The organism is Streptomyces sp. NPDC001634 (genome assembly GCF_040298185.1).
Lineage (GTDB): Bacteria > Actinomycetota > Actinomycetes > Streptomycetales > Streptomycetaceae > Streptomyces.
This window is the reverse complement of record NZ_JBEOZU010000079.1, coordinates 12,217-30,738: the sequence shown is the minus strand read 5'-3', so window position 1 is coordinate 30,738 and position 18,522 is coordinate 12,217. Positions and strand designations below refer to the sequence as shown.

General features: G+C 69.6%; 17 protein-coding genes and 3 pseudogenes. 14 read left to right on the top strand and 6 right to left on the bottom strand.

Features of this window, described 5'->3' with window-relative positions:
• Window positions 1-19 precede the first annotated feature (19 nt).
• Window positions 20-841, top strand: a complete 822-nt coding sequence (locus ABT186_RS36795) for a helix-turn-helix transcriptional regulator (RefSeq protein ID WP_502973441.1) — start codon at window positions 20-22, stop codon at window positions 839-841.
• Window positions 842-889: 48 nt separating this feature from the next.
• Here ABT186_RS36795 and ABT186_RS36790 read toward each other — a convergent pair whose 3' ends face one another.
• Both ABT186_RS36790 and ABT186_RS36785 read right to left on the bottom strand, forming a co-directional pair.
• Window positions 890-1,933, bottom strand: coding sequence for a hypothetical protein (locus tag ABT186_RS36790; RefSeq protein ID WP_351229972.1), 1,044 nt, complete (start codon window positions 1,931-1,933; stop codon window positions 890-892).
• A 260-nt stretch (window positions 1,934-2,193) separates the two neighbouring features.
• Window positions 2,194-2,826, bottom strand: a complete 633-nt coding sequence (locus tag ABT186_RS36785) for a hypothetical protein (RefSeq protein ID WP_351928818.1) — start codon at window positions 2,824-2,826, stop codon at window positions 2,194-2,196.
• A gap of 152 nt (window positions 2,827-2,978) precedes the next feature.
• On the opposite strand from ABT186_RS36785, the gene ABT186_RS36780 reads away from it, so the two are divergent.
• The 4 genes from ABT186_RS36780 (at window position 2,979) to ABT186_RS36765 (ending at window position 7,287) form a co-directional block, all read left to right on the top strand.
• Window positions 2,979-3,272, top strand: coding sequence for a heavy-metal-associated domain-containing protein (locus tag ABT186_RS36780; protein WP_351229976.1), 294 nt, complete (start codon window positions 2,979-2,981; stop codon window positions 3,270-3,272).
• A 96-nt stretch (window positions 3,273-3,368) separates the two neighbouring features.
• Complete coding sequence (locus ABT186_RS36775) at window positions 3,369-5,642, top strand: heavy metal translocating P-type ATPase (RefSeq protein WP_351928816.1); 2,274 nt, start codon at window positions 3,369-3,371, stop codon at window positions 5,640-5,642.
• 179 nt (window positions 5,643-5,821) lie between these two features.
• Window positions 5,822-6,439: a class I SAM-dependent methyltransferase gene (locus tag ABT186_RS36770; RefSeq protein ID WP_351232129.1), complete on the top strand. Its 618-nt coding sequence runs from the start codon at window positions 5,822-5,824 to the stop codon at window positions 6,437-6,439.
• A gap of 116 nt (window positions 6,440-6,555) precedes the next feature.
• Window positions 6,556-7,287: a DUF2218 domain-containing protein gene (locus ABT186_RS36765; protein WP_351928814.1), complete on the top strand. Its 732-nt coding sequence runs from the start codon at window positions 6,556-6,558 to the stop codon at window positions 7,285-7,287.
• Between the two features lie 132 nt (window positions 7,288-7,419).
• Here ABT186_RS36765 and ABT186_RS36760 read toward each other — a convergent pair whose 3' ends face one another.
• Window positions 7,420-8,262 (bottom strand): M56 family metallopeptidase, encoded by an 843-nt coding sequence (locus tag ABT186_RS36760; protein WP_351928812.1) that lies wholly within the window; start codon window positions 8,260-8,262, stop codon window positions 7,420-7,422.
• A gap of 249 nt (window positions 8,263-8,511) precedes the next feature.
• On the opposite strand from ABT186_RS36760, the gene ABT186_RS36755 reads away from it, so the two are divergent.
• Window positions 8,512-9,792 carry an FAD-dependent oxidoreductase gene (locus tag ABT186_RS36755; protein WP_351232135.1) on the top strand — a complete coding sequence of 427 codons (1,281 nt, stop codon included), beginning with the start codon at window positions 8,512-8,514 and terminating at the stop codon, window positions 9,790-9,792.
• A 163-nt stretch (window positions 9,793-9,955) separates the two neighbouring features.
• Here the strand turns inward: ABT186_RS36755 and ABT186_RS36750 are convergent, their stop codons facing one another.
• Window positions 9,956-11,197 (bottom strand): APC family permease, encoded by a 1,242-nt coding sequence (locus ABT186_RS36750; protein ID WP_502973440.1) that lies wholly within the window; start codon window positions 11,195-11,197, stop codon window positions 9,956-9,958.
• A gap of 201 nt (window positions 11,198-11,398) precedes the next feature.
• On the opposite strand from ABT186_RS36750, the gene ABT186_RS36745 reads away from it, so the two are divergent.
• The 3 genes and pseudogenes from ABT186_RS36745 to ABT186_RS36735 all read left to right on the top strand — a co-directional run.
• Window positions 11,399-12,298: an IS5 family transposase gene (locus ABT186_RS36745; protein ID WP_351928810.1), complete on the top strand. Its 900-nt coding sequence runs from the start codon at window positions 11,399-11,401 to the stop codon at window positions 12,296-12,298.
• 171 nt (window positions 12,299-12,469) lie between these two features.
• Complete coding sequence (locus tag ABT186_RS36740) at window positions 12,470-13,528, top strand: alpha/beta hydrolase (protein ID WP_351928808.1); 1,059 nt, start codon at window positions 12,470-12,472, stop codon at window positions 13,526-13,528.
• 126 nt (window positions 13,529-13,654) lie between these two features.
• Window positions 13,655-14,202 (top strand): annotated as a pseudogene (locus ABT186_RS36735) (response regulator transcription factor); the annotation flags it as partial.
• 465 nt (window positions 14,203-14,667) lie between these two features.
• Here the strand turns inward: ABT186_RS36735 and ABT186_RS36730 are convergent.
• The gene (locus ABT186_RS36730) at window positions 14,668-14,973 is read right to left on the bottom strand and encodes an Rv3488 family transcriptional regulator (protein WP_351232141.1); all 306 of its coding nucleotides are present in this window, start codon (window positions 14,971-14,973) and stop codon (window positions 14,668-14,670) included.
• A gap of 195 nt (window positions 14,974-15,168) precedes the next feature.
• Between ABT186_RS36730 and ABT186_RS36725 the strand changes: the two are divergent.
• The 5 genes and pseudogenes from ABT186_RS36725 to ABT186_RS36705 all read left to right on the top strand — a co-directional run.
• Window positions 15,169-15,690 (top strand): annotated as a pseudogene (locus tag ABT186_RS36725) (hypothetical protein); the annotation flags it as partial.
• A 58-nt stretch (window positions 15,691-15,748) separates the two neighbouring features.
• Window positions 15,749-15,913, top strand: a pseudogene (locus ABT186_RS36720) (multicopper oxidase domain-containing protein); the annotation flags it as partial.
• 23 nt (window positions 15,914-15,936) lie between these two features.
• Window positions 15,937-16,455, top strand: coding sequence for a multicopper oxidase domain-containing protein (locus tag ABT186_RS36715; RefSeq protein ID WP_351928824.1), 519 nt, complete (start codon window positions 15,937-15,939; stop codon window positions 16,453-16,455).
• A 15-nt stretch (window positions 16,456-16,470) separates the two neighbouring features.
• Window positions 16,471-16,848, top strand: a complete 378-nt coding sequence (locus ABT186_RS36710) for a hypothetical protein (RefSeq protein WP_351928806.1) — start codon at window positions 16,471-16,473, stop codon at window positions 16,846-16,848.
• 64 nt (window positions 16,849-16,912) lie between these two features.
• Window positions 16,913-17,584 (top strand): thioredoxin-like domain-containing protein, encoded by a 672-nt coding sequence (locus ABT186_RS36705; RefSeq protein WP_351928804.1) that lies wholly within the window; start codon window positions 16,913-16,915, stop codon window positions 17,582-17,584.
• A 263-nt stretch (window positions 17,585-17,847) separates the two neighbouring features.
• On the opposite strand, the gene ABT186_RS36700 is transcribed toward ABT186_RS36705, so the two are convergent.
• Window positions 17,848-18,423, bottom strand: coding sequence for a TetR/AcrR family transcriptional regulator (locus tag ABT186_RS36700; RefSeq protein ID WP_351928802.1), 576 nt, complete (start codon window positions 18,421-18,423; stop codon window positions 17,848-17,850).
• Window positions 18,424-18,522: the final 99 nt, after the last annotated feature.

Genomic DNA, 18,522 nt, shown 5'->3' with positions numbered 1-18,522 from the left:
GACAGGCGGAGAGGGATACGTGACACTCGGGCCGGGCGAAGCCTACGAACGCATGCTGGCGGTGGCCGTGGCCGCGCTCCACGAACGGGACCCCGGGCAGCTGTGGCCGCTGCTGGCCGCCGCCCTGCCGGACCTGTGCGGCGGCGAGGCCTTGATCTACAAACTGGACGACTGGAGCGAGAGCCGGGGCACGGTCGGCCTCTCACCCGGTGTCGGCGCGGCATTCGACCGGCTCGGGGACGAGGCCATGGGGCTGATGCGGGCGGGTTACCCCTTCGCGGACCACTACACGACCCGAACGGACCGATTGCCGGTCACGGCGCGTCGGACGGCCGGACCCGCGTGGTCCGCAAGTCCGACCGCGCGTCTGATCGGCGAGACCCTGGATGCGGACCACGTACTGGCGCTTCCTCTGCCGCAGACGACCGACCCGATAACCGGATGTCTCATCTACCGCTCCGGTTCGGACTTCACCGACGACCACGTCCTCATCGGTCAACGCCTCCAGCCCCTGCTGGCAGCCGTCGAGCAGCAGCGGCAGCTACTGGAACGCTGGCAGCGGCAGGCCGTGCCGTGCGATGCACCGGGCACTCCCCAGGAGCTGGCCGAGGACTGTGATCTGACGCCACGGGAAACGACCGTTCTGCTCCTGCTCACCGACGCCCTGACGGCCGCAGCCATCGGCCGCCGCCTCGCCATCTCGGACCGCACGGTGCACAAGCACATCCAGAACATCTACCGCAAACTCGGCACACACGACCGCGTCAGCACGGTGCTCCGGGCCCAGCAACTGGGTCTGGTCCCCGCGATGCAGCCGGGTCCGGGCACAGTTCGACCGTGACGCCGCGCCGTCACTGCGTGAGCCTCGTGCGGGACCGGACGTGAGGTGTCATCCCTCGCTGTTGCCGCCGGAGAGGGCTCGGTGGTCCCTGCGTGTCCTCCATGCGTTGCCTTCACCGGCTGACGCGGGTCCCTGGAGAAGCCGCCTGTACTCCGAACGCTCCAGGGCAGCCTTGTCGTTCGGCCGCTCCAGGGCAGCCTTGTCAGTCGACGCCGGAACCGGCGCGGTCACCGGCGCACCCGTGCCGGCCCGACGGACTTCCCTTCCCCCGATCAGCAAGCCGAGCCACGCCGGACGGAGTCTGCGCCCGCGCCCGCGTCCGTGGAGCAAGCCCAGGACGATTGCGGCGCCCACCGCGATCAGGTGCTCGCGGCCGGCCAGGTTGGGCTTGGCGATCGACTCCCACACCATCGACGCGCCCGTGAGCGTGAACACGACCGGGGCACGCCGGACGATGGAGAGATAGGTGAACAGACCCACCACCGCGGCGGACGGCCCGGTGTCCAGCACCTGCCCGATCTCCGGCGGCAACCCCAGCCCCCACCAGCCCGGCCCCATCGCGATCATCACCCGCACCGTGAGGGTGCCGGCCAGCGTGGTCGCATAGGCGATGGCCAGAGTCCTGGCCCGGCCGAGTATCAGCTCGGCGAGAGCGAACGCGAGGAACAGCTGGGTGATGCCCGCCCATACCGGCAGGTCGAGGGCCGGAACATACAGCGACACCGGGGTGCGCAGCAGGGCGAGCCACAGCGGCAGGTCGGCCTTCACTCCGCCGACGATGCGCACCACCACCGCACCGGTCGGCCGCTGCGCGATCGCGTGGAAGAAGATGACGCCGAAGGCGGCCACGAACGCCAACGAGAGTCCGGGCAGCCCACGACGCAGCAGCCGCCGGACCGGATCGACAACGATGCCGCGCCACTCACCCCGCAGCGTGCGCCCGACGAACAGCGCGCCCCGGACCACCGCGGCCCGCAGGTAGGTTCGCAGGCCGCCGCTCGTGGCGGATGACAGCCCGACGTTGTATGGGACGCCGGCATGCGCACGGTCGTCCTCGGCACTGTTACGACGCCACTCCGCCCCTTGAAGCAAGGACTTCCCCCCACACCCTCAGCACGGCCATCCTATGAAGGGAAATTCAAATCCCGGCCAAGTGGTTCCAGGTGCGCGAGGGAATTGGGCAACACCTCGTTCGTATACAACCGTCTGCGACTACGACCGACTGCGACCGACCGCGACCGCAACCGTCTGCGACGAGGACCGCGCCGGACCCGATCGCGGGGTTACCGGAACTCAGCCAGCGGCGGCCGAAGCCCCAGCGCCGTCAGCCCACACGCCGCCGACAACAGGCATCAGCTCCAGGGGAGCAGATCGGTCAGCGTGGAGCGACCGGTCCGTACCGACAACGCGAAGTGATCGCGGTTGATGACGATGAGCTTCCCCAGGGCGTCCATGTACGCGCCGAAGTGCGCGTTGGACATGTCCGGATCCCAGCTGATGCAGAATCCCACGGCCGCCTGCTCCTTGCCCTGGGCGACCATCGCGCGGGTCCACCGGTCGTCGCGCTGGTAGACGGCGTACGTCTCCACGGTCTTCTCGGCCGCGGCCCTCTCCCCCGGGAAGGTGATGTTGGCGAGCTCGCGCCGGCACTCGCCGGTGAACCGCAGGTCATTGCGGTTCCGGCGGTAGGCCTGCCTTGTGCGGTCGAGGTCGTCGTCGTACGTCGCGAGGGTCGCGCCCTTCATCCCGTACAGCTCCTGGGACTTGTCGAGGAACGCCTGCGCGTACTGGTCGCGGTGCTCGGGATCGAGAAGGTACCGGCTCCCGTCGGCGTTGGCGTCGTACGCGATGGCGCGGGCGCAGGAGAGCGCGACGACGGAGTCGAAGGCGTCGCGTCGTGCGCCGCGCAGATGGTCGGAGGAGGCGGACAGCATCTGGCTGCCGAGGATCACCGCAAGCAGGGTGCACACGGTGGCGGCGAGCACGCCCGGTACCTGGCGCGCTGCACACTCTCACAGAGCCCCTTCCAAGAGGTGATGGAATACCCCTGGGGGGTATAGTGTTCTCACTGTCGAGAGGGCCGGGGATGCGCGCCCTCCGATGGCCGTCCCACGCATCGACCCCAGAGGAAGAAGCCATGACCGACCAGACGACCAACGGGTCCTGCTGCGGCTCCTGCGGCACCAACGCGGCAACCGATGTCCAGATCCACGGCACCGGCGTCACGACCGTCTACAAGGTCTCCGGCATGACCTGCGGTCACTGCGAGAGCGCCGTCTCCCAGGAGATAGGTGACCTGGACGGCGTCACCGCCGTCACGGCCGTCGCCGAGACCGGCGAGGTCACCGTCACCTCCGCCGCCCCGCTCGACGAGGAGGCCGTACGCGCCGCCGTCGACGAGGCCGGATACGAGTTCGCCGGCCAGGCCTGAGACGTCCGGGCCGCCCCGGAACGCGACAACCGCCGGGACGTATCGCTCCGCTGATACGGACGCCGTACGTCCTGGCCCTCCCCCAGGAGATACGCAATGACCAGCACGGCTCCCGAGAAGACGCTCAGCACGGCGGCGGCCGCTCCCGACTCCGAAGTGGAGCTCTCCATCGGCGGGATGACCTGCGCCTCGTGCGCGGCCCGTATCGAGAAGAAGCTCAACCGCATGGACGGCGTGACGGCGACGGTCAACTTCGCCACCGAGAAGGCGAAGGTCGCATACGGTGCGGGTGTCGAGGTCGCCGACCTCATCGCCACCGTCGAGAAGACCGGCTACACCGCCGAGGAGCCGCCGCCTCACACACCACAGCCCGAGGAGCACGCGGTCACGGCCGCACAGAACGGCGAGCCGGCCTCCCTGCGCCAACGGCTGATCGTCTCGCTGGCGCTGTCCGTGCCCGTCGTCCTGATGGCGATGGTGCCGGCCCTGCAGTTCGACAACTGGCAGTGGCTGTCGCTGACCCTCGCAGCCCCGGTCATGGTCTGGGGCGCCTCCCCCTTCCACAAGGCCGCGTTCACCAACGCCCGCCATGGCGCCGCAACGATGGACACGCTGGTCTCCATCGGCACGCTCGCCGCGTTCGGCTGGTCCCTCTGGGCCTTGTTCTTCGGGCACGCAGGCATGCCAGGCATGCGGCACGGCTTCGAGTTCACCGTCTCCCGCACCGACGGGTCCTCCTCCATCTACCTGGAGGCCGCGGCGGGCGTGACCGCCTTCATCCTCGCCGGCCGCTATCTGGAGGCGAAGTCCAAGCGCAAGGCGGGCGCGGCCCTCCGCGCCCTGCTGGAACTAGGCGCCAAGGACGTCTCGGTACTGCGCGACGGCAGGGAAGTACGCATTCCCGTCGCGCAGTTGGCGGTCGGCGACCGGTTCGTCGTACGTCCCGGCGAGAAGATCGCCGGCGACGGCACCGTCGTCGAGGGCGCCTCGGCGGTCGACGCCTCGATGCTGACCGGCGAGTCGGTGCCGGTGGACGTGACCGTCGGCGACGCCGTCACCGGCGCCACCGTGAACTCCGGCGGCCGCCTGGTCGTCGAGGCAACCCGGGTCGGAGCGGACACCCAGCTCGCGCGGATGGCGAAGCTGGTCGAGGACGCCCAGAACGGCAAGGCGGAGGTGCAGCGGCTCGCCGACCGGATCTCGGGCGTCTTCGTTCCCGTGGTCATCCTCATCGCCCTGGGAACCCTGTTGACCTGGCTGTTCATCACCGGTGACGCGACCGCCGCCTTCACTGCCGCCGTCGCCGTACTGATCATCGCCTGCCCGTGCGCCCTCGGCCTGGCCACTCCGACGGCCCTGATGGTCGGCACGGGACGAGGCGCCCAGCTCGGCATCCTCATCAAGGGACCCGAGGTCCTGGAGTCCACCCGACGCGTCGACACCGTCGTCCTCGACAAGACGGGGACCGTCACCACGGGCCGCATGGAACTGCAGGACGTGATCGCCGCACCGGGCGTGGACGAAGCCGAACTGTTGCGGCTGGCGGGCTCGTTGGAGCACGCCTCTGAGCATCCGATCGCCCGGGCGATCGCCGCCGGCGCAATCGAGCGGGCCGGAAGCCTGCCCGTCCCGGAGAACTTCGAGAACGTCGCCGGGCTCGGCGTGCAGGGCGTCGTCGACGGGCACGCCGTCCTCGTCGGCCGCGAGAAGCTCCTCGAGGAGTGGGTGATCGATCTGCCGCGTGAGCTGGTCGAAGCCAAGGCCGCGGCGGAGGCCGAGGGGCGTACGGCAGTGGCCGTCGCGTGGGACGGCGAGGCTCGCGGCGTCCTCACCGTGGCCGACGCGATCAAGGACACCAGCGCCGAAGCGGTGGCCCAACTGCGTCGCCTCGGCCTGCGGCCCGTCCTGCTCACCGGCGACAACCGGCTCGTCGCCGAGTCGGTCGCCCGTTCCGTGGGCATCGACGAGGTGATCGCCGAGGTACTGCCCCAGGACAAGGTGGCCGTGGTCAAGCAGTTGCAGGCCGAGGGCCGTACGGTCGCGATGGTCGGCGACGGCGTCAACGATGCGGCCGCCCTGGCCACCGCCGATCTGGGCCTGGCCATGGGCACCGGCACCGACGCGGCGATCGAGGCGGGCGACGTGACGCTCGTACGGGGCGACCTACGGGTGGCGGCGGACGCGATCCGCCTGTCCCGCAAGACGCTGGGCACCATCAAGGGCAACCTGTTCTGGGCCTTCGGCTACAACGTCGCCGCCCTGCCCCTGGCCGCCTTCGGCATGCTCAACCCGATGATCGCGGGCGCGGCGATGGCGTTCTCCTCAGTGTTCGTGGTCACCAACAGCCTGCGGCTGCGGTCGTTCAAGTAAGCGGACAAAGATCGCGTCACCAAGAGGTGCCCGGCCTTCGGGCCGGGCACCTCTCTTGCGTGGCACGACGTCACGATCCAAGACAACAAGACTTGACGTAGACACACTGTCTCGATAAAGCTGGGCATGATGGAAGCCGGACACTGTCCGGAGGCTCACAGGCGATGGAGGGCACCCACATGTCCAGCCCGCACCCCCACCTCGGTTCCGGCACTCCATGGGTGAGGCCCGACGACATGTACACCAGTCGGCCGCCCTGGGACATCGGACGCCCCCAACCGGCGTTCCAGGCACTCGCCGACGCGGGAGAAGTCCGGGGCCGGGTGCTGGACGTCGGCTGCGGAACCGGCGAACACGTGCTCATGTGCGCCGCGCGCGGCCTGGACGCCACCGGCGTCGACCTCGCCTCCCGAGCGCTGGATGCCGCCAAGGAGAAAGCCCGCGATCGGGGCCTTTCGGTTCGCTTCCTCCACCACGACGGCCGGAAGCTGGGCGATCTCGGGGAGTCGTTCGACACCGTCCTGGACTGCGGGCTGTTCCACCTCTTCAACGCCGACGATCGCGCAGCCTTCGTCGACAGCCTACGAGCCGTCCTGCAGCCGGGTGGCCGCTACTTCATGCTCTGCTTCAGCGACCGGCAGCCCGGCGATCAGGGACCGCACCGGATGACGCGGGGTGAGATCGAGACATCGTTCGCCGAAGGATGGCGGGTCGACTCGATCGAACCCGCCACGATCGACATCATCACCGATCCGCAGGGCATCCGGGCCTGGCTGGTCGCCCTGACCAGGATCTGACCTCCGCGGACAATGGGCGCCCCTGAGGCGGCGTGCGAACGCGCCGGCGCTGCTCGACCGCATGCCCGCGCCCGCAGGCGCCCGCCCCTGCGGGGTCGGCCCGAGAAAGGATTCCCATGCCGACCGCCGAAGCCCGGATCGCCACCGACCGCGCGAGCCGTTACCTCGTCCAACTCTGCCGTCACGCCGACATGATGGTGCGGATGCGCCATCGGCCGCCCGCCCGCCATGGTGGCCGCCAAATGCCCGACGTACGGCATGTCGAATGGTCCGACACCCATGGGACCGTCCGCTTCGCCGAGGGTCAGTGGACCCTCGACGCCAGTTCGGACGCGCTGACCGTGCACGTCGAAGCAGACGACGAGGAGACCCTGCAGCGACTTCAGAACGGCATCACTGGCCGCATCGAGAAGATCGGCCGACGCGACGGACTGAAAGTGACCTGGCAGGAGCGCCCCCCATCGCCCTCGGCTGCGCCCACTGACGAGACGCCTTACGCGGCCGGGGCACCCAAGGGTGATGGACGCACACTCCGGAGTTTCACCAAGACGACAGGTCTGCTGATGGTTGGCGCACTCGTCATAGCCGTGCACCTGGGCGTGGCCGGAGCGACACTGACCGCCTCGACGTGGACGGGCTGGGCCGTCAACGGCATCCTTGCGCTCATCGCATTGAAAGTCGCCATCGTGGCCGGCCACGTCATCCTGGGCCGCTTGGGCATCCGCCGCGGCAAAGCCTTCCTGACCCACCACAGGCAGCGACACACACCGCCCGAACCCGAAGCCACAAACCCGTCGGAAGCCGCACTGGCACAGACCGGGCTCATGACGAGCGAAGAGCGCGCCTGAAAGGGGCGGGCGCCTGATCCGTCTCAGCCGAGCTCGCGCGCGAGCGCCTCGATGAGGATCACCTGGCGGGCTGGTGGCATCCGGAATCCGCGTACCTACTAAGGAAGTCAGTAGTGCGCCCCGTGTGGCACCTCAAAGCCGGGAGCTCCTGTTCGTGCGCCACGCTCCCCGGCGTTCAACAGGAAGGCGGACTGGAGCTTCCGGCGTGAGGTAGTCCCGCTGTGCGACATGCACAACTCTTGGGGATGGTGCGGGTCCTGCAGGAGTCAGGGCCCGCACGCCACCAGCAGAGGCAACAGCGGAGAACCGACGGCTACCGCCACGATTCCCAACCACGCCGCGCGTGGCGGCCCGGGGCTGCGGAGTGAGAACGCGCCGCAGGCGGATGGCGACTCCCGACCCACTGGCCCCCAGGGCCGCCAGCGGCGCGCGGCCGGCCGCGACCTCGTGCATCGCGGTCGTCGGCACCTCGCCGGGATGGAACCGCAGGGCGCGGTCGTCCGCGATCATTTCCAGAAGCAGGAACGTCCGCTCCTTCGCGTGCCGGCCGAGCGGCAGGCCGCGGAACGTGCGGGAGAACGCCTCGGCGAGGACCCTCAGAAGATGGTGCCGCCCCACGATGTGGGCACGCTCGTGCTCCAGTACGGCTCGAAGCTGCGTTTCGGACAGGACGTCCAGCGCGCCGCGGGTGACGACGACGCGGGCGCCGCGCCCAGACAAGCAGTAGACGGCCGGAACGCCATGTTCGACGATCGTGGTGCCGTACTCGGGCGCACGTTGTCCGACGAGGGCGAGCAGGTCCAGTCGGCGACGGCGAGCCCGGCAGGCCCGCCGGCCGCACCGAGCCAGGCAGCCGATCGGCAGGAGCACGACGCTCGCGGTGGCGGTGAGCACGAGCGCGTCACCGAGCGCGGGCGGCGCAGCGCCCACCGAGGCGTCGTCAGCCTGGTGCGCCGCAGCGGCAGTGGCCGGCACTGCCCCGGACGGGCCGGCGCGGTCCCGGGACCTGGGCAGCGTAGAGGGCGTCAAGGATCGGCGGGACAACCCCTGTCCTACCGTTCGCCCAGCTTTTGGCCAACGTGCGTCGATATCGTCGCCCGATACCGGCCGATCAGTCACACTGGGCGGCGGAGGGGAGACCGGTACAGGCTGCGGTGCGCCAACGTGCCATCCCGAAATACGTGCTGCCTTGGGGAAGGCAGTGTCGGAACAGCAGGGGGATGCATGACACAGTCGCTACCGGGGCAACGCCCTGCCCGCGAGCAGGCGTTCACCGGGCGCGCAGGGCTTCCCGTCGTCGTGGTCGGGGCGGGCCCGTACGGACTGTCGGTGGGCGCGCATCTTCGAGCGGCAGGGGTGCCGGTCCGCATCTTCGGTGATGCGCTGGGCAGTTGGCGGCATGCCATGGCCACCGGCATGTTTTTGAAGTCGACCCCGGACGCGACCGACCTGTCCACGCCGGAGCCGGGCGGGCGCCTGGCGGACTTCCGCCGCGTGCACGGTGAGCCGGAGCTGACCGAGCTGACGCCGATCCCGTGCGACGTGTTCGTGCGGTACGGGATGTGGTTCCAAAAGCGCTACGTCGGCGAGGTGGACCCGGCCCGGGTCATCGCCGTCGACCGGGCCCCCTCCAACGGGGGTTTCCTCGTCCGGCTGGACGACGGGCAGGAACTTCCGGCCGCTGCCGTCGTGGTGGCCACGGGGCTGAACGGCCTTGCCCATATCCCCGAGGAACTGCGGCGACTCGCCCCGGACGGACCGGGCGTTGGTGCGTTGGTGTCGCACACCAGCCACCACACCGACCTGTCGCCGTATGCCGGTCGGCGTGTTGCCGTGATCGGCGGTGGCCAGTCCGCGTTGGAAAGCGCCGCGTTGCTGCACGAGGCCGGCGCCGAGGTTCAGGTGTTGGTCCGCGAATCGCGCGTGTTGTGGGGGATGAAGCCGGATCCGGCCCGGCCCTGGACGCAGCGCGTGGCCAAGCCCGCCTCACCGCTGGGCACGGGCTGGATCCTGGCCGCGGTCTGCAAGGCCCCACAAGGAGTGCGGAAGTTTCCCGCAGCCGCCCGCATGCTGCTGTTCCGGCGCGCGTTGGGGCCGTCGGGCGGATGGTGGCTGCGGGACCGGGTCGAGGGCATCGTGCCGGTCCGAACGTCCATCCGCGTCACCGGGGCGGAATCAGAGGGTCCCGGGGTGCGCCTGGAGATCGCCGGGCCTGGCGGCTCCGAGACGCTCACTGTCGATCACGTGCTCGCGGCCACCGGCTACCGGCTCGACCTGGACGCGGTGCCGTTCCTGTCGCCCTCGGTGCGCGGCGCCCTGACCTGCGTCCCCGGCTCGAAGGCACCCCACCTGTCCGCATCGTTCGAGTCATCGGTACCCGGCCTGTACTTCACCGGTTCACTCGCCGCCCCGGTGTTCGGCCCGATGATGCGGTTCGTGGCGGGCACGGAGTTCGCCGCCACTCGCATCACCCGGCACGCATCACGACTCTCTGCAGTCCGCTGAGCCGACACGTCGCCACCCTTAGGCTCGGTTGCCGAGCGCGGCCGAGGGCGAGATCCACGGCGCCATGATGGCCCGCCACGTCCACAAGGCGATCGCCGCAGGCGAGCAGGCCCTGGCCAAGGGCCTCAGAGCGTCGACGGAACCGGCCCGCGAGGTCCTCGGGCTACGACGCCTGTCGTGCCGTGAGGCTTCGGCGTACGCCGTAGGCCGCAGCCCCGAGCGCGAGCACCGCCGCTCCCCAGACCACCGACATCGCGGGCAGTGTGAAGGCCAGGACCAGGCAGCCGGCCAGCCCGACCACGGGGATGATGCGCGGGGGCCGGTTCTCCTCCTCGGTCAGGGTCCAGGCGGAGGCGTTCGCCACGGCGTAGTAAGCAAGTACGCCGAAGGAGGAGAAACCGATCGCGCCGCGCACGTCCGTGGTGGCGGCCAGGATCGCCACCACGGTACCCACCAGGAGCTCCGCGCGATGGGGCACCTTGAACCGCGGATGCACAGCGGACAGAGCATGGGGCAGGTGATGGTCCCGGGACATGGCCAGCGTGGTCCGTGAGACACCCAGGATCAACGCGAGCAACGACCCGAGCGCGGCCACCGCCGCCCCGACCCGAACCACCGGAACAAGCCCCGACACCCCTGCCTGCCGAACCGCCTCGGCCAACGGCGCACTCTCCCGTGCCAGCCCGTTCGGGCCCAGGACCGCGAGCACGGACACGGCGACCGCCGCATACACCACCAGCGTGATCCCCAAGGCCAGGGGAATGGCCCGCGGAATCGTGCGCGCGGGATCCCGGACCTCCTCCCCCAGGGTGGCGATCCGCGCGTATCCGGCGAAGGCGAAGAACAGCAGTCCAGCCGCCTGCAACACCCCGGCCACGGAGGCGTCCGAGCCGATGTCCAGCCGCCCGGCCTGAGCATCGCTGGAGGTCAGACAGGCCACCATCACAGCGGACAGCACGGCCAGGACCACGGCGACGATCGCCCGCGTCAGCCACGCCGCCTTCTGCACACCCACATAGTTCACCGCAGTCAGCGCCACAACGGCCGCCACCGCGATGGCGTGCGCCTGGTCCGGCCACACATAGGACCCCACAGTGAGCGCCATCGCCGTGCACGAGGCGGTCTTGCCCACCACGAAGCCCCACCCGGCGAGGTACCCCCAGAACTCGCCCAGCCGCTCACGGCCGTACACATACGTCCCACCGGACTGCGGATAGCGTGCCGCCAGCCGGGCCGAGGACGTGGCATTGCAGTACGCCACCACAGCGGCAACGGCCAGCCCCACCAGCAGCCCCGAGCCCGCCGCCCGCGCAGCCGGCGCCAGAGCGGCGAAGATCCCCGCACCGATCATCGAGCCCAGCCCGATGACGACAGCATCGAAAACGCCCAGTCTCCGCTCAAGCACAGCGGCTCCGCCGCCCTGCGACGCCTGACTCACTCTGCACCACCCATCTATCGACCTCCGATATCGCGAGACGATAGCCGCCGGGGATGAACATCAGGTGGTACGTGTCGTGATCCTCGGCTCCGCCAGCGGGTGCCTGAAGAGCTGGTCAGCGGGCATGTGGGCTGGTAGCGGGGTGGTTGCGCACTGTCGGGGGCTGGGGTGGGCGGGCTGCGTACCCGTTGCACGACGGATCTGTCCGATCCGGAGTGGGAGATCCTTCGTCCGCCGGTACCGGCGGTCAGGCCGGGTGGGCGTCCCGCGCAGCACACGCGGCGTGAGATCGTCGACGCGCCGACGCACTGGCTGCGGGCCGGCGTACTGGCTGCGGGCCGGCGTACTGGCTGCGGGCCGGCGTACTGGCTGCGGGCCGGCTGTGCCTGGAGGCTGCTACCGCAACACCTGCCGCCCTGGCAGACGGTGTACCACTACTGGCGCAAGGGGCGGCAAGTCAGTGTATGGGAGCGGATGTTGACCGCGCTGCGCGAACGCGAACGGGTTCGGCTCGGGCGGGATCCCGCACCGGGCCCGGGGATCGTGGACTGCCAGAGCGTCCGGGCCAGTGACGCGGTGCCTGCACGGCTACGACGGCGCCAAGAAGGTCAGCGGGATCAAGCGGCAGTTGCTGGCCGACACCCTGGGCACCGTCCGGGCCGCCTGCGTGAGCCCAGCCGACGTCAGCGACCTGACGGCGCAACGGTCCTGTTCGCCCGGGCTGTCGACGCCTTCCCGCGCCTCGGGCATGTCTGGGCGGACCAGGGCTACCGCGGTGCCAACTTCCACGCCTGGATCCCGGAGACCACCGGCATCACCGTGGAGATCGCGCAGCGCCGCGATGGCGGCTCCCGCTCCACATGGGCTCGGGCAGGGACGACACCTCGTGAAGTGCCCGTCTTCGCGGTTGTTCCGCGTCGTTGGGTGGTGGAGCGGTTGTTTGCCTGGCTGGGACGCTGCCGTCGACTGTCCAAAGACTACGAATACCTCCGCGGCAACTCGGAGAACGTCATCCACCTCGCCATGGCCATGCTGCTCGTACGTCGTCTCACAAGAACGACCCGCTGACCGGCCTTTTCAGACCCCTCCAACAATCACTTCTCTTGTCCTGTCCCGTCGGACGGAACCGGTGATCGTCGGGTCCCCTCTATCCAAGTAGCCTGCATGCGGGGGCATTGCAGACGTTACGGCCTGTATCGCCTGCTTCGTCCCCGTCGAGTGGTCCAGAGAGGTGGTCGCGTGTCCCTCACCGGAACGCCGTTCTTCGTCGTCCTCATCGTCGCGACGGTCGTGGCGATGATCGGCACGATCGCCCTGTGGGCCAGGATCCGCGGGCCCAGGCCGGCGCGCTGGCTGGCCCACGCCGTGATGATCGGCCTGTGCCAGCTCACCGCGATCAGTGTCGTTGCCACCTGGATCAACAACAGCTACGGCCTGTATGCGTCGTGGGACGACCTCCTCGGCAAGACGAACACCAACGCGGTCGCGATGCCGGGACCTCCGGTCAAGCGCGCGAAGTTCAACCACAGCACCAAGGGCGGTGTACTGGACACGTACTTCCGCGGCCAGAAGTCCGCCCTGTCCGGACAGGTGCTGGTGTGGACGCCGCCTCAGTACGATGAGCCAGGTTTCAAGAACAAGCGGTTCCCGGTCATCATGCTGCTGCACGGCGTGCCCGGCTCCCCGCAGTCCTGGCTGGAGCACGGCGGTATGCCGGGCGCCTTCGCGGACCTGCTGAACCAGAACAAGGTGCACCCCTTCATCCTGGTGATGCCCGTGGTCAACCCGGGCAGTGTGGACACCGACTGCACCGACCTGCCCAACCGCAAGGTCGCGACCTGGATGTCGGCGGACGTCCCGGACCTGATCAGCCACAAGTTCCGCACCCTGCGGAGTGCCAGTGGCTGGGGCCTGATGGGCTTCTCGACCGGCGGCTTCTGCGCCGCGAAACTGCCCCTGCAGTACCCGAAGGTCTTCGGCGCGGGCGCCGCTCTCGACCCCGACCCGCTGACCGGCGACAAGTCCGTCCTCCCGGACCCGACCGTGCGCCGACTCAGCAGCCCGACCTACTTGGTGCGGCACACGAAATCCCACGTCAGCCTGTTCCTCGCCACCTCACGCGAGGACCGTCTCAGCCCGCCCTCCTACATCACGCAGTTCCAGGCGGCCGCGGCGTCCTCGCCAGTCACGGTGCGCACGCTGTTCCTGCCGAACGGCGGCCACAACTACAACACCTGGTCCGCGGAGTTCCCGCCGGCCTTCGCCTGGCTCAGCCAGTGGCTCTCCGCCCCGCACTGACCCCGGCCGTTTCCCGGCTGCCGGATCCTGTCGGACGACTGTCGAGCCGCTGTCGATCAGCGGTCGATCGGGGTCCGGCACGTGGACGGGGCCGGTACCGGGAACTTTGTGGCGTAGCACGAGCGGGTGGAGAAAGTGCGACTCCTCCTGGCGGACCACGACCGGCCGATCGCCGATCTCGTGGCGACGGCCGCCCGGTACAAGGGCTGGGAGGCGGTGACCGCGTACGCGGGCGAGGAGGCGCTGCGGTCGGCCGCCGAGTTCCATCCGGACGTCATGGCGCTCGACCTGATCCTGCCGGGCCTCGACGGCTTCGGCGTGCTCGACCGGCTGCGCGGCTCCGGGACGATGGTGTCGGTGGTGTTCCTGACCGCCCTGCGACGGGCCGGCCGACCGGGTCGCGGGACTGACCCGGGGCGGGGACGAGTCTCTGGTCAAGTCGTTCGCGGTGGAGGAGCTGATGGCCCGGCTGCGGACAGTGCTGCGGCGCAGCGCGGGGGGCCCGGCTTCCGGCGGTCTGTGCTGCGGGTGGCGGACCTGAGGCTGGACGAGGACACCCGCCGGTGCGGCGCGGCGACCGGTCGCTCTCGCTCACGCCGACCGAGTTCGAGGCGCTGCGCCATCTGATGCACAGCCGGCCCGCAGCCAGTGCGCCGGCGCGTCGACGATCTCACGCCGCGTGTGCTTCGCGGGACGCCCACCCGGCCTGACCGCCGGTACCGACAGACGAAGGATCTCCCACTCCGGATCGGACAGATCCGTCGTGCCACGGGTACGCAGCCCGCCCACCCCAGCCCCCGACAGTGCGCAACCACCCCGCTACCAGCCCACATGCCCGCCGACCAGCTCTTCAGACACCCTCTGGTGACGATGGCGATCCTCACCGCGTGGCGGCTGCGCGGCAGGCTGTGCGCGATGGGGGTGCACTCCACCGTCGGCCTGGTCCCGGCGGGCTGGAAACGCGCCGGCGAGCTCTCGCGGGTGGTGCCACGGCGTCTGCGCGGCCGAGGCTGGGGGTATTCGTCGCAGGCGGCCTGCTGGAGGCGGCCATCCGCACCCCAGGGACGACGACACCACAACAAGCCCCCGGGCCGCAGTGACACCGAGGCCGTGCACTGCAACCCCGCCCTCTTGCGGCTCTACCAGGCCCCCTCACCCAGGACTTCGCGGGCCAGCTCCGCCAAGGCTCTGCGGTCCTCGGCCAGTGCCTTCTTCCCCGCCTTCGTGGCCGTGTAGACGCGCCGGGCACGGCCGTCGACGACGCGCTGTTCGGAGACCAGCAGCCCGTCGGCCTCCAGCCGGTGCAGCGTCGGATACAGCGTGCCGGGACTGATCTGGTAGCCGTGGTGGGCAAGTTCCTCCGTCATCCACGCGCCGTGGATCTCCCCTTTTGCGGCGTGGTGCAGGATGTGCAGCCGCACCGCACCGCGCTGGAATTCACGCACCGTCCACCCCACACCCCACCCGGCAGTGACGAAACCGATATCGGCCTTCGAGTCTACGGGTCGGACACGGGCAGGCCGGAAGGCTCCTGCCGGTGCCCCGGCTGGACAAATCCCCCTTCCCGCGGCGCCGATCGCGCGCACGGCGCTCTCGGCACCGGACGGAACCGGCGATCTGCGCCATGACGCCGTCGCGGCATGCCGATACGGTATCGAGTTACGATATTTGCCTTGTGTATCCATATGGACACTCAAAGTGCTCGCGCCGCCGGTCCGAATCAGTCGGGTCCCGGCAAGCGGGGAAGGGAGCAAGGCCGTGCCCGGCTCTCGTCGCGATGCCCTCAAGCTTGGTGGCGTGTCCCGTGCCGGCCGGAGCGGGTGCCGGTGTGGTCGCCGGCTGCGACTCCCGAGTCGGGGCGAGAAGGCGATGGCCGACTCGCTGGCCGCGGCATGCCCCGCGGCTCCGAAGTCGGCTACCGCGCCTTCAGCGTCAACGGCCGCACACTGGGCCACGGCCGGCCGATCAAGGTCAAGACCGGACAGCGTGTGCTGTTCCACGTCCTCAACGCCGGCGCCACCGAAATCCGCAGCCTCGCCCTGCCCGGCCACACCTTCCAAGTGGTCGCGCTCGACGGCAACCCGGTACCCCGCCAGGCCAACCTGCCGGTGGTGTGGATCGGCACCGCCGAACGCGTCTCGCCCCTGGTGGAAATGAACCACCGGGGCGTGTGGGTGCGGCTCCGCCACCCAGCGGCCCGACCACACGATCGACCTGCTGGTGGAGAGACGCAACGCAGCCGACAAGGGATTCGACATCCGGCCCCTCAACGGTGTCACGTTCTCCGTGGACACCGACAAGCCGGTGCTGGACGTCGAGCGCGGTAAGCGGTACCGGATGCGGCTGCGCAACGCCTCCGACGACATCCACCCCGTCCACCTGCACCGCCATACCTTGAGGTCACCCATATCGCCGGCGCCGCCACCCACGGCCTGCGCAAGGACGTCGTCATGCTCGGCGGCTACCAGACCCTCGACTTCGACTTCACCGCCGACCGGCCGGGACTGTCCCTGTTCCACTGCCACCAGCAGCCCGGCCGGGACCAGCAAGGTGTCGCCCGGCAGGAAGAAGCCGACCACCATGCGGCTCTGCCAGCACCCAGTGATCTTCCTCCCCCCGCCCGTGTGCCCCCCTTCCCAGGGACCCATGGAGAAGCGCCACGCCGCAGCTGCGGTAACCGCCCTCGGCCTCGCCACCTGCACGAGCAGCGATGGCGGCACGGCTCCCCCGGTTCGTACGGCACGGCGCTGAACCATGTCCACGGACTCGGCCTGGATCCCTACAGCGGGCGCCTACCAAGCGTCTGGCGGCCGCGCCAACCGGCGCACACTGATCCACTCCGCCCAGACCACCCGGACCTCTTGGCTCGTGCAGACAACACTGGCGGCCCCCAACCACTTCATCCACCGGCCTTTCACCTACCCTGAGCTGGAGGTGGGTGAGTGACGATGAGCGTGCGGCGGCGGACCGGAGCCGTGGTGCTGGGCCTGCTGGTGGCCCTGGCCACAATGCTCGGCGCGGCCTGCCTGTGCACCCACGGGTACGCCATGCAGCCACGGACCGTAGCCGTCTCCTCGATCACCTACGAGACACCCGGCGGTCACGCACGCGACCACGCGTGCCTGTCCCCCGGCCACGATCAGTGCGGCGGGGCGTCGACAGCTGTCACACCGACCACCGGCCCCGGCCCGCATCCACAGCCCTTCAGCCCGCCCGTCCGACTGGACGCACGGCCCGCCTCCCCCTCCACGACCTTCACCACGTACGCGATGTCGCCGCGTGCGCCCGACCTTCACGTCCTACAGGTGCTGCGGACCTAGACCGGATGCCCGCTCCCGATTCACCGGCATCAGTCAATTTCCGCTGCAGACAAGGGACTTCACAATGGCTTCCGCCAGCTCCAAGAACTCGAACGCAGGCAAGGGCAAGAACAGCAGCAGTTACAAGGCCGAGGCCCGCCGCGCTCGAATAGAAGAACAGCGCCGCGCCGAACGGGCGCGCGAGCGCCGCAACCGGATCATCACCATCGTCGCGTCCACCGCGATCCTCGCCGGGCTCGTGGGCGGCGGCTGGTACCTCGTCGACCGCGCCAACCAGAAGGAACAGGCCAAGGCCGTCCCGATCTCCGGCGAGAAGACGTGGTCGAATCTGAGCCGCAACCACGTCACCACGAAGGTCGCCTACCCCATGACCCCGCCCGTGGGCGGCAATCACGCGCCCGTCTGGCAGGACTGCAACGGCAACGTCTACACCCAGCCGGTCCAGAACGAGAACGCCGTGCATTCCCTGGAGCACGGAGCAGTCTGGGTCACCTACAACAACAAGGCCGCCGACGCCGACGTCAAGGCGCTCGCCGCCAAGGTCGCCAAGACCCCGTACACGCTGATGAGCCCCTACCCCGGCCAGTCCTCGCCGATCACGCTGAACGCCTGGGGCCATCAGCTGAACGTGACGAAGGCATCGGATCCCCGGGTGGCCGAGTTCCTCGGCAAGTACGTCCAGGGCCCGCAGACCCCCGAACCGGGAGCGGCATGCACCGGCGGTAAGTCCTCCTGAGCGCCGGCGGCTGTTGCCCCTGCTGATCGCGGACGACGAAGAGAGCCGTGACGCGCCGCCCTCGCCGCGGCGCGTCACCAGTTCTTGATCCACATGCCGTCGACCCAAACTGCGGAATCTGCTCGAAGACCCGACCGTTCTGCAGGCCGTCCGGACCCTGCTCCCCGCGTAGCAGCCCACGACAGCTCGCAGGCACGCCGCACAACGAAAGAGACTCGGGTCGATCAGACTGGTCCGAGTCTCTGTGCGGAGCGTGGGACGGATCAGTCCTGCGAACGCAGCCCGGTCAACGTCACCGCCACCAGTCGCTTGACCGCGGCCTTCGAGGTCAGGCTGCCGGCCGCGGCCAGGGCATGGATGCAGTAGTCGGCCAGCTCGTCCGGCGCGACGTCGTCGCGAACCTCGCCCACCTCCACCGCCTCGGCCAGCAAGCCCCGGATGAAATGGCGAAGATGCTGCTCCGCGTGGGCCACATGGTCCCCGCGGTGCAGGAGCGCCGACAGCTCTCCCCCATGGCCGTTTCGCTGTTGCTGGATGAACGCGTAGGCCTCCAGCACCGCGGCCAGTCGTTCGCCAGGGGTTCCGGGGCGGTCACGCAGTTCGGCGAGCTGGCTGAGGTGACCGGAGATCTGGCGTTCGTGCCAGGCGGTCATGATGGACTCGACGTCCGGAAAGTACTTGTACAGCGTGGCCCGACCGATGCCGCTCTGTTCGGCGATCCGCGACATCGTCACGGCCCGCAGCCCCTGCTCGGCGACGAGGGAGGCCGTGGTCTCCAGCACCGCGTCCCGCACTGCGCGGCGGTGCTCCTCGATCGTCTCGTTCCACAGCTTCGGCACCAGCTCAGTGTATGTGACGACGCCCTCGATACACCTCGACCTGATAGGGACATCCTGTCGTGATAAAGCCGCCACGGCAGGGTGGCGGACGCGGCAGTG